Raw genomic sequence first — 12794 nt, 5'->3', positions numbered from 1 at the left:
AATGAGTATCAAGGGCACCGTATTAGAGAAAATTGTGCAGGATAAAGCCCTGTGGGTTGAAGCACGTAAATCGCAGCAGCCGCTGGCCTCCTTCCAGAACGATCTGCAGCCGGCGGAGCGTCATTTTTACGAGGCGCTGCGCGGCACGCGCACCGTCTTCATTCTGGAGTGTAAAAAAGCCTCCCCGTCGAAAGGGCTGATTCGCGCCGATTTTGATCCCGCGACTATCGCCGGGATCTATTGCCATTACGCCTCTGCAGTGTCAGTGCTGACTGATGAGAAATATTTCCAGGGCAGCTTTGATTTCCTGCCGGTGGTCAGCGCCGCCATCACGCAGCCGGTGCTGTGCAAAGACTTTATTATTGATCCCTACCAGATTTACCTGGCGCGCCATTATCAGGCCGATGCCATTCTGCTGATGCTGTCAGTACTGGATGATGAGCAGTATCGTCAGCTGGCTGCGGTGGCGCATAGCCTGAAAATGGGCGTGCTGACCGAAGTCAGCAACGAAGAAGAGCTGGAGCGCGCTATCGCGCTGGAAGCTAAAGTGGTCGGCATCAACAACCGCGATCTGCGTGATTTGTCGATTGACCTGGATCGCACGCGTCAGCTGGCCCCGCGTCTCAGCCATGGCGTCACCGTAATCAGCGAGTCCGGCATCCATAATTACGCCCAGGTGCGCGAGCTGAGCCATTTTGCTAACGGCTTTTTAATTGGCTCGGCGCTGATGGAAGAGCACGACCTCGACGCCGGTGTGCGCCGCGTGCTGCTGGGCGATAACAAGGTGTGCGGCCTGACCCGCCCGGAAGATGCGCAGGCCGCGCATCAGGCTGGCGCGCTTTATGGCGGCGTGATCTTTGCCGCCGGTTCGCCGCGCCAGGTTAACGAGGCGCAGGCACAGGCGGTGATCGCCGCCGCACCGCTGAAGTATGTCGGCGTGTTCCGCAATCAGGCTATCAGTGACGTTGTCACTTCAGCCTCGCGTTTATCGCTTGCGGCCGTCCAGCTGCACGGCGACGAAGACAGAGCCTACGTTGCGGAACTGCGCCAGGCGCTGCCAGCCAGCGTGCGCATCTGGAAGGCACTGAGCATTAAAGATCGGTTGCCGCCACGCGACTGGCCGCACGTTGATCGCTACGTGCTGGATAATGGCCAGGGTGGCAGCGGTCAGCGCTTTGACTGGTCGCTGCTGCAGGGTGAAGACCTGGCTGATGTGCTGCTGGCCGGTGGCCTGAGCGCCGATAACTGCGTCGAAGCCGCTCAGCTCGGCTGTGCCGGCCTCGACTTCAACTCCGGCGTGGAGTCCGCGCCGGGCATCAAAGATGCCAGCAAAGTCGCGGCGGTATTCCGCACGCTGCGCGCCTATTAATTGCGTCTGCCCGCCTGCGGGCGGGCCGGATAAGGAAGAGGACACGATGACGACATTACTTAATCCCTATTTTGGCGAATTCGGCGGCCAGTATGTGCCGCAGATTTTGATGCCAGCATTGCGTCAGCTGGAAACGGCCTTTGTTGAAGCACAGCGCGATCCGGCGTTTCAGGCTGAATTTACTGACCTGCTGAAAAACTACGCCGGTCGCCCGACGGCCCTGACGCTGTGCAGCAACCTGACCAAAGGCAGCAAAACCCGCCTGTACCTGAAGCGCGAAGACCTGCTGCACGGCGGCGCACACAAAACTAACCAGGTGCTGGGCCAGGCGCTGCTGGCAAAACGCATGGGCAAAAACGAGATCATCGCGGAAACCGGTGCCGGTCAGCACGGCGTGGCGTCGGCGCTGGCGTGTGCCCTGCTCGGCATGAAATGCCGTATTTACATGGGCGCAAAAGACGTTGAGCGTCAGTCACCCAACGTGTTCCGTATGCGGCTGATGGGCGCAGAGGTGATTCCGGTACACAGCGGCTCGGCCACGCTGAAAGATGCCTGTAACGAGGCGCTGCGCGACTGGTCCGGCAGCTACGAAACCGCGCACTACATGCTCGGCACTGCCGCAGGTCCGCATCCATTCCCGACCATTGTGCGTGAATTCCAGCGCATGATTGGCGAAGAGACCAAAGCGCAGATTCTGGAAAAAGAGGGTCGCCTGCCGGATGCGGTACTGGCGTGCGTCGGCGGCGGTTCTAACGCCATCGGCATGTTTGCGGATTTCATCGAAGAGAGCAGCGTGCGCCTGATCGGCGTGGAGCCTGCGGGTCACGGTATTGACACCGGTGAGCACGGTGCGCCGCTCAAGCACGGTCGCGTCGGCATCTATTTCGGCATGAAGGCGCCGATGATGCAGACCGAAGAGGGACAGATCGAAGAGTCCTACTCCATCTCTGCCGGTCTCGATTTCCCGTCGGTCGGTCCGCAGCATGCGCACCTGAACAGCACCGGCCGCGCTGACTACGTGTCAATCACGGATGATGAAGCGCTGGAGGCCTTTAAGACGCTGTGTCGTGCAGAAGGCATCATTCCGGCACTGGAGTCATCGCACGCGCTGGCGTATGCGCTGAAAATGATCCGCGAAAACCCGGACAAAGAGCAGTTGCTGGTGGTGAACCTTTCCGGCCGCGGCGACAAAGACATCTTTACCGTTCACGATATTCTGAAAGCTAAGGGAGAGATCTGATGGAGCGTTATAATCAGCTGTTTCAACGTCTGTCCGCGAAACAGGAAGGCGCGTTTGTGCCCTTCGTCACCCTTGGCGATCCGTCGCCGGCGCTGTCGCTGAAAATCATTGATGCGCTGGTCGCGGGCGGTGCGGATGCGCTGGAGCTGGGCATTCCGTTCTCTGATCCGCTGGCCGATGGACCGACGATTCAGGGCGCTACGCTGCGCGCCTTTGCCGCCGGCACCACCGTAGCGCAGTGTTTTGAAATGCTCGCCACCGTGCGCCAGAAATACCCCGATCTGCCGATTGGCCTGCTGATGTACGCCAACCTGGTGTTCAGCAGAGGTATCGACAACTTCTACGCGCAGTGCGCTGCGGTGGGCGTTGACTCGGTGCTGGTGGCTGACGTGCCGGTGGAAGAGTCGGCCCCGTTCCGCCAGGCGGCGATGCGTCACAACATTGCGCCGATCTTTATCTGTCCGCCCAACGCGGATGACGATCTGCTGCGCGAAATCGCCTCGCACGGCCGTGGCTACACCTATCTGCTGTCACGCGCCGGCGTTACCGGTGCGGAAAATCGCGCCAGCCTGCCGCTGCACCATCTGATCGAGAAGCTGCGCGAATATCATGCTGCGCCGCCGCTGCAGGGCTTCGGCATTTCTGAGCCGGGTCAGGTGAAAGAGGCCGTTGCCGCCGGAGCCGCCGGAGCCATCTCCGGCTCGGCCATCGTGAAAATCATCGAGCGTAATCAGAACGACCCAACGGCGCTGCTCAGCGAACTGCAAACGTTCGTCAGCGATCTCAAAGCGGCTACCCGCTAAGTTGGCACGGCCCTGCACTGGCTGCGGGGCCCTTCTTACTTCTTACCCCTTTTTTCTCCCCTGCGACAAACTTTTTCATCGCGCCTGAGTTGCCGAAATGCGAGGCACGGCCCACACTTAAGCGTGCCGTCACGTTACGGTGCACCACCATCTATGACAGGGAGATAACCAATGAAATTGTTCAAAGTCGTTGCGGGTTTTTTAGTGGCTACAGTGATGGCGCTCACCTTAAGTGCCTGTGCACCAACAGCAACAAAGGAAGGGACCGGCGGTTACATCGATGACACGGTCATTACCACCAAAGTGAAGGCACAGCTGCTGAATGACGAGGCGCTGAAATCGACAGAAATTAACGTTGAGACCTTTAAAGGGAAAGTACAGCTGAGCGGCTTTGTCAGCTCGCCGCAGATGGCCAACCGTGCGGTTGCGGTAACGCGTAACGTGGCGGGGGTAAAATCCGTCGTCAACAATATGCAGATTAAGTAACTAAACGGGCGACCTGCGGGTCGCCCTTTTTCTTTCTGGTGTAAAAATCAGAAACGGTAGCCCGCGCCAAAGAAGAACACCCACGGATCGATGCGGGTATTGATATTCTGCTGTTCGCCCGCCGCTTTGAATTTCACTTCGGTATCGATGTCCATGTACCACAATGATGCGTTGAGCATCCAGTCGCGGTTGATCTGATAATCCAGCCCGACCTGACCCGCCACGCCCCAGGAGTCTTTCACGCTCAAATCGCTCAGCTGCGCATCCTGCCCGGTCTGGTTGAACTTCGCATCGTAGAAGGTGGTGTAGTTGATCCCGACGCCAACGTAAGGGCGCAGCGCGCTTTGGCTGTCGAAAAAGTAGTACTGCGCCATCAGGGTGGGCGGCAGCTGACGCACGGTAGCGAGGTTGCCGGTCGGGCCAAGTCCCACTTTGTGGCGGAACGGCGTGGCCGCCAGCAGCTCAACGCCGATATTGTCGGTCGCCATCCAGGTAAACGTCAGACCCAGCTGGGTATCATTACTGACGCTGAAGCCGCCCATACCCAGCACATTATCAGAGCCTTCGGTCGGACGAACGGTCGCGCTACCGGCGCGCACAAAAAAATCACCGGCCTGGTGAGCCAGTGCCAGTTGCGGGATCGCCAGCGCCAGCAGCAGCGCGCATTTAGCCAGTTTCATAATCACTCCTTTGCCGGAAAACAGGGTATTGAGGTTAATCGCGGCACAAGATTTACCCCTTTTTTGCGAAAAGATCATCAGCATCAATTCAAATTAATCACTTATAAAACAATGAATTGATTCAGATCAATTTTGCCTTTACAAGCGGACATAAAAATCCTGTTGCGGCCATGACATGGCGTGATTATGTTGCTATTCCCCTTTTGTGATTTTGGTTCGAAGCCTCAGGAGTGGCGGGCGATCAGATGAGCGATTTACTTAACCCCTGTATGACCTGTGGCGCCTGCTGCGCCCATTTTCGCGTTTCTTTTTACTGGGCCGAAGCCGACGACGGCGGTGGCGCGGTGCCGGTTGAACTGACGGAACCCCTGAGCCTGATGATGCGCAACATGCGCGGCACCAACGATCGTGCTCCGCGCTGCGTGGCGCTGCAGGGCGAAATTGGCGGCTGTGTTTCCTGTGGGATTTATGCGCAGCGGCCGTCACCGTGCCGGGAATTCGCCATGTCCGGCGAAAATGGCGTGCCGAATGACGCCTGCGATCGCGCGCGGGCGCGCTATGGTTTACCCGCGCTTTTTCACCCTTCTTTACCTGAGATGACAGAAAGTTATGGGATTCCGGGTGCCAGCCTGCCTGCAGAACATGTACAATCGCCGGGTTAATTAACCCGGTTCCTTCAAGGAGTGTACATGTCTATCACGGCAAGCTCGTTATACCGTGACACAGGAAATTTTCTGCGCCATCAGCTGGTCACCATCGTGCTGATGGCGTTGCTGACCTCGTTTATTACCGTGATTGTTGGCCACGCCCTGACGCCGGGCGAGGATCAGTTATCCCTGCTCAGCCAGACCGACAGCAGCGCCTCATCGCTGTTTGAAATCGTCCAGAACATGTCACCGGATCAGCAACGCATTCTGCTGCGCGCCTCTGCCGCCGGCACTTTTGCTGCCCTGATTGGCAACACGCTGCTGCTGGGCGGCATGCTGTGCCTGCTGCCGATGGTATCCAGTGGACAGCGCGTCAGCGCGCTGCGCGCGATTGGCGCCTCTGCGCCGCTGCTGCCGAAACTGCTGGTGCAGACCTTCCTGATCACCCTGCTGGTTCAGCTGGGCTTTATGGTACTGATGGTGCCGGGTGTGATTCTGGCGATTCTGCTGTCGCTGGCGCCGGTGATGCTGGCAAGTGAAAAGATGGGCATTTTCAGTGCGATGCGCGCCAGTATGCGTCTGGCATGGAAGAACATTAAGGTGATCGCCCCGGCGATTATTCTGTGGCTGCTGGCGAAAATTGCGCTGATGTTCTTCTTCTCCTCGCTGACCGTGCTGCCTGCCAATATCGCTTCGGTGGTGCTCAACGCGCTGGGCAACCTGGTATCAGCCATTCTGATTATCTATTTGTACCGGCTGTATATGCTGTTACGTTAAGTGTTACGGCGCCCGCGGCGGCGCCGTAACTCAACGCTCCTGCCCCTGACTGGAAACGCTATGAAGCAGTTACTCGATTTTCTTCCCCTGGTAGTTTTCTTTATTTTCTACAAGCTGTACGACATTTTCGTCGCCTCCGGCGCGCTGGTGGTGGCGACCGGTATCGCGCTGGTGGTCAGCTGGGTGCTGTACCGCAAGCTGGAAAAGATGACTATTTTCACCTTTGTGCTGGTTGCGGTGTTCGGCACCCTGACCTATGTGTTCCACAATGATGAATTCATCAAGTGGAAAGTCACGGTGATTTACTCGCTGTTCGCGCTGGCGCTGCTGTACAGCCAGTGGTTTATGCAGCAACCGCTGATCCAGACCATGCTTGGTAAAGAACTGCAGCTGCCGGGTGCGGTATGGCGTCGGCTGAATATCGCCTGGGCCCTGTTCTTCCTGGCCTGCGGCCTGGCGAATATTTATGTCGCGTTTTGGTTATCCCAGGCGTTTTGGGTTAACTTTAAGGTGTTCGGTCTTACCGGCCTTACCCTGCTGTTTACGCTGTTAAGCGGCCTGTATATCTGGCGACAGATGCCGCAACAAGAACAAAAATAATCGATGCAGCCCGGTCTCCGCCGGGCTTGTCTTCACCTGCAGAAGAACTGAGCAATGGACGAAAAACATAAGTTGCCGCAAGGCGAGATGGTCTCGCGTACCCTGGCGATGCCGGCAGATACCAATGCCAACGGTGATATCTTCGGCGGCTGGCTGATGTCGCAGATGGATATGGGCGGCGCGATACTGGCTAAAGAGATTGCCAAAGGTCGCGTGGTAACGGTGCGCGTGGACGGTATGACCTTCCTCAAGCCCGTCGCCGTCGGCGATGTGGTGAGCTGCTACGCGCGCTGCATCCGCACCGGCAATAGCTCGATGACCATTAACGTGGAAGTGTGGATTAAAAAAGTGTCGTCCGAACCGATCGGCCAGACTTACTGCGCCACCGAAGCGGTGTTTGTTTACGTGGCGGTCGATAACAGCGGGAAATCCCGTCCGCTGCCGGAAGGCCGGGCCAATCTGAGCGATTAAGCGTATAAAAAAAGCGGCCCGGAATGGCCGCTTTTTCTTTGCCTGTCTGACGTTACTCGATGTTCGCGCCACCGTTAATGCGGAACACGATGTTCATCGTCAGCCCTTTGCCCGGCCGCCCTGGCTGATAGCGCCATTTCTTCATCGCCTGCTTTACTTCGCGCTCAAACATGTTGCGCGGCTCGGCGGACAAAATCTCGACGTTATCGACGCGCCCATCGCTGTCCACGTCAAACTTCACCCGCACCCGCCCTTCAACGCGCAGCGCGAACGCACGCGCCGGATACGCCGGCTTGCTGACGCTCATCGCTTTCGGTCCATCCGACACCGTCTGCGTCGGGGCCGGGTTATTCTTCGGTGCCGTCGAGGGGCGAGTTTGCGCGGCTGGCGCGTCCTGTTTAAACGGATTCTCCTGCGGCTTCACCTGCTGGCGCGGCTTCGGCTCTGCCTTTTTCTCCACCTTTGGCTTCGGTTTCGGCTTTGGCTTCGGTTTAGGTTCCGGCTTAGGGATCGGCACCGGCTCGGCTTTTGGTGGCTCTGGCGCGACTTCCGGCTCGGGTTCCGGCTCGGGCGGCGGCGGCGGGGTTACGGCTGCCGGTGCCGGTTCAGGCTGCACTTCCGGTGCCACCATGCTAATGCTGATAGGCTGAGACGCTTTAGGAACCTCAATGGTCTGATGAAATGAAGCATAAAGAATGCCGGCGATTACCGAACCGTGAAGGAGCACGGATAAAATCACGGACACAGGCGTTCGGGTTGGAAAAGGCGTAGTCAACGTCGTCATATCAGTCATGTTCATTGAGTGAAGCGCTGATTTTAAATGCAAATAGCAATCAGTTTCAATAAGCACGCTACTGAAGGCCAAAAGAAAGGCGCTTTTTAACCCTGCCTGCGCTGCAGCGCGCGCCCATTATCTTTCGTTTGCACTCTGTTTAGCGATCACTTAACGTGTCTCGCAAATTCGGCAAGTCTAACGGGAGTATCCCATCGTGCTTTACGTCATTTATGCGGAAGATACCGCAGATTCACTGGAAAAACGTAACTCTGTGCGCCCGGCACACCTGGCGCGTCTGCAGCTGCTGCAGGATGAGGGGCGTCTGATTGTCGCCGGTCCTCTGCCTGCCGTCGACAGTAATGAGCCGGGCCCGGCTGGTTTCACCGGTTCTGTGATTGTTGCCGAGTTCTCATCGCTGGAAACGGCCCAGTCGTGGGCCAATGACGATCCGTATATCGCCGCTGGCGTGTACGATAAAGTCACGGTTAAACCGTTTAAACGGGTGTTCTGATGCAGTGGCAGCCCCTTCTGTTGTTAGTGCTGGTGCTGCTGCTGATTGGTCGTGCGCTGTGGCTGTGGCGCCGTCAGGGCTGGCGTCAGGCGCGCCAGCACATCGTCATGCTGGTGGTACTGGCGGCGGCCCTGCAGATAGTGAATGTTTCACTGGTATTACGCGGCCACTGACGACCGCGTTCATTGCTCAGGTATTCTGCGTGATAAACAGGATAGAGCGACGCTGCTGCTGCGCCACCTGATGACGAATCGCATGGATGCGCTTATAACGACGTGACTGCCCTTCCAGCCAGCGGGCACGACGGCGATGCGCCTGGCGTAACATTCTCCAGCGGGCCACTTCATTTCTGCTGCGTCTCATCACATCCTCTCTGACTGGCTAAACCCGCGACGCATTATAGTGATCTGGCTAAAAATGCCAAATCGAAACCTTCATCGAAACGTCATCAACGATTAAAGGTTTCGCTGGCGCAGATCAACACGTAAACTTTGCCCATCAAAGCGCGAACGGGACGTCCACTTTATGACCACATTTTATACCCTTATCAGTTGGTTGCTGCTGTTTGGCTACTGGCTGCTGATTGCCGGGGTTACGCTGCGCATCCTGATGAAGCGGCGAGCGGTGACCTCAGCGATGGCCTGGCTGCTGATCATCTACATTCTGCCGCTGGTGGGTATTATCGCCTATCTGTCGTTTGGCGAACTGCATTTAGGTAAACGTCGCGCTGAACGCGCCCGCACCATGTGGCCCTCGACCGCCAAATGGCTCAACGACCTGAAACAGTGTCGTCACATTTTCGCGACTGAACACAGCGACGTGGCGCGTTCCCTGTTCGAGCTGTGCCGTCATCGTCAGGGTATTGCCGGCGTTAAAGGCAATCAGCTGCAGCTGCTGACCAGCGCCGATGACGTGATGCAGGCGCTGATCCGCGATATTCAGCTGGCGCGCCATAATATTGAGATGGTGTTCTACATCTGGCAGCCGGGTGGTCTGGCTGATGATGTGGCGGAATCACTGATGGCTGCCTCACGGCGCGGCGTGCACTGCCGCCTGATGCTGGACTCCGCCGGCAGCGTAGCGTTCTTCCGCAGTCCGTGGGTGGGCATGATGCGCAACGCCGGTATTGATGTGGTCGAGGCATTGCAGGTCAGCCTGTGGCGTGTGTTCCTGCGCCGCATGGATTTGCGTCAGCACCGCAAAGTGGTGCTGATCGATAACTACATTGCCTATACCGGCAGCATGAATCTGGTGGATCCGCGCTTCTTTAAACAGGATGCTGGCGTGGGTCAATGGATTGATCTGATGGCGCGCATGGAGGGCCCGGTGGCCACCACCATGGGCATCGTCTACGCCTGCGACTGGGAAATCGAAACCGGCAAACGTATTCTGCCGCCGGCCCCGGACGGCAATGTGATGCCGTTTGAGCAGGAGAGCGGTCACACCATTCAGGTGATCGCCTCAGGTCCGGGCTTCCCGGAGGACATGATTCATCAGGCGCTGCTGACGGCGGTATATTCTGCGCGCGAGCAGCTGATCATGACCACGCCCTACTTCGTGCCGAGCGACGACTTACTGCACGCCATCTGTACCGCCGCGCTGCGTGGCGTTGAGGTGAGCATTGTTGTACCGCGCCACAATGACTCGCTGCTGGTCGGCTGGGCCAGCCGCGCCTTCTTCACTGAACTGCTGGAAGCCGGGGTGAAAATCTATCAGTTTGAAGATGGCCTGTTGCACACCAAGAGTGTGCTGGTGGACGGTCAGCTCAGCCTGGTGGGCACGGTGAACCTGGATATGCGCAGCCTGTGGCTCAACTTCGAGATCACGCTGGTGGTGGATGATGACGGCTTTGGTAGCGATCTCGCCACCGTCCAGGATGATTATATCGCCCGTTCGCGTCTGCTGGACGGCGCGCGCTGGGCAAAACGTGCCTGGTGGCAGCGCATCGTCGAACGACTGTTTTACTTCTTTAGCCCTTTACTGTAAAACGAGCGAAAATATTACCGCCTCAGGGCAAGCAGGAATGACCATGGATTTAAATAATCGCCTTACTGAAGATGAAACGCTGGAACAGGCTTACGATATTTTTCTTGAGCTGGCAGGCGATAACCTCGATCCGGCAGACATCATTCTGTTCAATCTGCAATTTGAAGAGCGCGGCGGCGCCGAGCTGTTTGATCCATCCGAAGACTGGCAGGAACATGTGGATTTCGATCTCAACCCTGACTTCTTCTCAGAAGTGGTGATCGGCCTCGGTGAAGCGGACGGCGAACCGATTACCGATGTGTTCGCGCGCATCCTGCTGTGCCGCGAGAAAGACCATAAGCTGTGTCATATTCTGTGGCGTGAATAAGCCGCAGCGCATAAAAAAACGCCGGGCACTGCCCGGCGTTGTTGTTTATGGCACCGCTCTTATAGCGGATCAACCTTCAGACAGGACACCGCATGGCGGAAACTGCCTTCCAGTAGCGGTCGGGTTTTGGCGCACTCCGGGCCGGCAATCGGGCAGCGGGTGCGGAACACGCAGCCTGATGGCGGATTGATCGGCGACGGCAGTTCCCCTTCCAGCAGCTGAATCTGCTTATTCTTCTCCAGGTCCGGATCAGGAATCGGCACCGCCGACATCAGCGCTTTGGTGTACGGATGCTGTGGATCGTTATACACCGCATCATAGGTACCCAGCTCAACCGCGTGGCCGAGATACATCACCAGTACGCGATCAGAGATGTGCTTCACCACCGCCAGGTCATGCGCGATGAAGATCAGCGACAGGCCCATTTCACGCTGCAGTTTCTGCAGCAGGTTGACCACCTGCGCCTGAATCGACACGTCGAGCGCTGACACCGGCTCATCACAGATAATCAGCTTCGGCTCAAGAATCAGCGCACGGGCGATACCGATACGCTGGCACTGGCCACCGGAGAACTCGTGCGGATAGCGGTTGATGAGGTTCGGCAGCAGACCGACCTTCATCATCATGGTTTTAACCTTATCCTTCACTTCCTGACGCGGCATCTTTGGATAGTAGGTGCGCAGCGGTTCGGCGATGATGTCACCAATGGTCATACGCGGGTTGAGCGAGGCCAGTGGGTCCTGGAAGATCATCTGAATGTCACTGCGCGCCTGACGCCACTCTTCCTGGCTCTGGCCCAGCAGATCGCGCCCCAGCCACGCCACGCGCCCGTCGGTGGCTTTCACCAGACCGATAATGGCGCGCGCCAGCGTGGATTTGCCGCAACCGGACTCACCGACCACGCCGAGGGTTTCGCCTTCATACAGACGCAGACTGACACCATCCACCGCTTTCAGGGTTTTCGGCGGCTGCCAGAACCACTGCTTGCCGTCTTTGATATCGAAATGCACCTTGAGATCGGCGATTTCCAGCAACACTTTTTTCTCTTCAATTACGGTGCTCATACTAACTCCTCCACCGGTTTGAAGCAGGCGCGCAGGCGCCCTTCGGCAAACGGTTCAAGCGGCGGTGATTTGGCACAAATATCCATGGCATATGCGCAGCGCGGCTGGAACGGACAGCCCTGCGGCAGACGCAACAGGTTGGGCGGGTTGCCGGGAATGGTGGTCAGCGACTCTCCCTCCGCGTCAAGACGCGGCACCGCGCTCAGCAAACCGATCGAGTACGGATGGGCCGGCTGGTAGAACACATCGCGCGCACGGCCATATTCCATGGTGCGCCCGGCATACATCACCAGTACCTTGTCACAGATCCCGGCAACAACGCCGAGATCGTGAGTGATCATAATGATGGCGGTGTTGAATTCACGCTTCAGCTCATTCAGCAGCGTCATAATCTGCGCCTGCACGGTGACATCCAACGCGGTGGTTGGCTCATCGGCAATCAGCAGCTTTGGCCGGCACAGCAGCGCCATGGCGATCATTACGCGCTGACGCATGCCACCGGAAAACTCGTGCGGGAACATCTTCATGCGCTTGCGCGCTTCCGGCATTTTCACCGCATCCAGCATGCGCACCGACTCTTCAAATGCCTGGGCACTGCTCATGCCTTTGTGCAGTTTCAGCACCTCCATCAGCTGTTCGCCGACGCGCATGTATGGATTGAGCGACGTCATCGGGTCCTGGAAAATCATCGCAATCTGCTCCGCGCGCAGCTTGTTCAGCTTACTTTCCGGCAGATTGAGGATTTCGCTGCCGTTGAACTGCGCCGAGCCGCCAATGCGACCATTTTTCGCCAGCAGCCCCATCAGCGCAAACGCGGTTTGCGATTTTCCGGAGCCGGATTCACCGACAATGCCCAGCGTTTCACCGGCGCGCAGGGAAAAGTTGAGGTCGTTCACAGCGGTCACGTCGCCGTCGTGAGTACTGAAGGTGACGCGCAGATCTTTAACGTCCAGTAGCAGGTTAGCGTTTCCCGCAGGTGCAGCCGCCAGCGGCTGCTGAGTATCATGATGGGTCATCG

17 protein-coding genes are annotated in these 12794 nt (G+C 57.6%); 12 read left to right on the top strand and 5 right to left on the bottom strand.

Going from position 1 to position 12794, the window contains the following annotated elements; translation table 11 throughout:
• The first annotated feature begins 1 nt into the window (after position 1).
• The 4 genes from trpCF to C1N56_RS09290 all read left to right on the top strand — a co-directional run bounded on the left by trpCF (position 2) and on the right by C1N56_RS09290 (position 3898).
• A complete protein-coding gene (gene trpCF / locus C1N56_RS09305) occupies positions 2–1369 on the top strand; it encodes a bifunctional indole-3-glycerol-phosphate synthase TrpC/phosphoribosylanthranilate isomerase TrpF (protein WP_394517421.1) in 1368 nt (455 codons plus the stop codon).
• A 46-nt stretch (positions 1370–1415) separates the two neighbouring features.
• Positions 1416–2609 (top strand): tryptophan synthase subunit beta, encoded by a 1194-nt coding sequence (trpB, locus tag C1N56_RS09300; protein ID WP_058758632.1) that lies wholly within the window; start codon positions 1416–1418, stop codon positions 2607–2609.
• Entirely contained in the window at positions 2609–3412 is an 804-nt protein-coding gene (trpA, locus tag C1N56_RS09295) for a tryptophan synthase subunit alpha (RefSeq protein ID WP_058771266.1), read from the top strand. Before trpB ends, trpA begins: the two co-directional genes overlap by 1 nt.
• 171 nt (positions 3413–3583) lie before the next feature.
• Positions 3584–3898: a BON domain-containing protein gene (locus C1N56_RS09290; protein WP_059011630.1), complete on the top strand. Its 315-nt coding sequence runs from the start codon at positions 3584–3586 to the stop codon at positions 3896–3898.
• 47 nt (positions 3899–3945) lie between these two features.
• On the opposite strand, the gene ompW is transcribed toward C1N56_RS09290, so the two are convergent.
• A complete protein-coding gene (gene ompW, locus C1N56_RS09285) occupies positions 3946–4578 on the bottom strand; it encodes an outer membrane protein OmpW (RefSeq protein WP_058771265.1) in 633 nt (210 codons plus the stop codon).
• A gap of 245 nt (positions 4579–4823) precedes the next feature.
• Here ompW and C1N56_RS09280 point away from each other — a divergent pair, with 245 nt between their 5' ends.
• The 4 genes from C1N56_RS09280 to yciA are packed head-to-tail and all read left to right on the top strand — an operon-like array spanning position 4824 to position 7073.
• Positions 4824–5240 carry a YkgJ family cysteine cluster protein gene (locus tag C1N56_RS09280; RefSeq protein WP_021510097.1) on the top strand — a complete coding sequence of 139 codons (417 nt, stop codon included), beginning with the start codon at positions 4824–4826 and terminating at the stop codon, positions 5238–5240.
• 27 nt (positions 5241–5267) lie between these two features.
• A complete protein-coding gene (locus C1N56_RS09275) occupies positions 5268–6002 on the top strand; it encodes a YciC family protein (protein WP_104092993.1) in 735 nt (244 codons plus the stop codon).
• A gap of 60 nt (positions 6003–6062) precedes the next feature.
• Positions 6063–6602 carry a septation protein A gene (locus tag C1N56_RS09270; protein ID WP_058758637.1) on the top strand — a complete coding sequence of 180 codons (540 nt, stop codon included), beginning with the start codon at positions 6063–6065 and terminating at the stop codon, positions 6600–6602.
• A gap of 54 nt (positions 6603–6656) precedes the next feature.
• Positions 6657–7073, top strand: coding sequence for an acyl-CoA thioester hydrolase YciA (yciA, locus tag C1N56_RS09265; protein ID WP_215785851.1), 417 nt, complete (start codon positions 6657–6659; stop codon positions 7071–7073).
• A 52-nt stretch (positions 7074–7125) separates the two neighbouring features.
• On the opposite strand, the gene tonB is transcribed toward yciA, so the two are convergent.
• A complete protein-coding gene (gene tonB, locus C1N56_RS09260; RefSeq protein ID WP_193750260.1) occupies positions 7126–7857 on the bottom strand; it encodes a TonB system transport protein TonB in 732 nt (243 codons plus the stop codon).
• A 205-nt stretch (positions 7858–8062) separates the two neighbouring features.
• Between tonB and C1N56_RS09255 the strand changes: the two genes are divergently transcribed.
• Positions 8063–8359: a YciI family protein gene (locus C1N56_RS09255; protein ID WP_010617723.1), complete on the top strand. Its 297-nt coding sequence runs from the start codon at positions 8063–8065 to the stop codon at positions 8357–8359.
• On the top strand, positions 8359–8532 hold the full coding sequence (locus C1N56_RS09250; protein WP_021510092.1) for a hypothetical protein: 174 nt from the start codon (positions 8359–8361) through the stop codon (positions 8530–8532). Before C1N56_RS09255 ends, C1N56_RS09250 begins: the two co-directional genes overlap by 1 nt.
• Positions 8533–8548: 16 nt before the next feature.
• On the opposite strand, the gene C1N56_RS09245 is transcribed toward C1N56_RS09250, so the two are convergent.
• Positions 8549–8722, bottom strand: coding sequence for a YciY family protein (locus C1N56_RS09245; RefSeq protein ID WP_088517180.1), 174 nt, complete (start codon positions 8720–8722; stop codon positions 8549–8551).
• 162 nt (positions 8723–8884) lie between these two features.
• Between C1N56_RS09245 and cls the strand changes: the two genes are divergently transcribed.
• Positions 8885–10345: a cardiolipin synthase gene (cls, locus tag C1N56_RS09240; protein WP_021510090.1), complete on the top strand. Its 1461-nt coding sequence runs from the start codon at positions 8885–8887 to the stop codon at positions 10343–10345.
• Positions 10346–10382: 37 nt separating this feature from the next.
• Entirely contained in the window at positions 10383–10712 is a 330-nt protein-coding gene (locus C1N56_RS09235; protein WP_013509338.1) for an HI1450 family dsDNA-mimic protein, read from the top strand.
• Between the two features lie 59 nt (positions 10713–10771).
• Here the strand turns inward: C1N56_RS09235 and oppF are convergent, their stop codons facing one another.
• Together oppF and C1N56_RS09225 are read right to left on the bottom strand one after the other, a co-directional pair.
• Positions 10772–11776 carry a murein tripeptide/oligopeptide ABC transporter ATP binding protein OppF gene (gene oppF / locus C1N56_RS09230; protein ID WP_021510088.1) on the bottom strand — a complete coding sequence of 335 codons (1005 nt, stop codon included), beginning with the start codon at positions 11774–11776 and terminating at the stop codon, positions 10772–10774.
• Positions 11773–12792 carry an ABC transporter ATP-binding protein gene (locus C1N56_RS09225; RefSeq protein ID WP_021510087.1) on the bottom strand — a complete coding sequence of 340 codons (1020 nt, stop codon included), beginning with the start codon at positions 12790–12792 and terminating at the stop codon, positions 11773–11775. The genes oppF and C1N56_RS09225 overlap by 4 nt, the downstream gene beginning before the upstream one ends.
• Between the last annotated feature and the right edge of the window lie 2 nt (positions 12793–12794).

This window comes from Pantoea sp. SGAir0175, from assembly GCF_043547855.1.
This window is presented reverse-complemented; position numbering and strand designations above follow the sequence as displayed.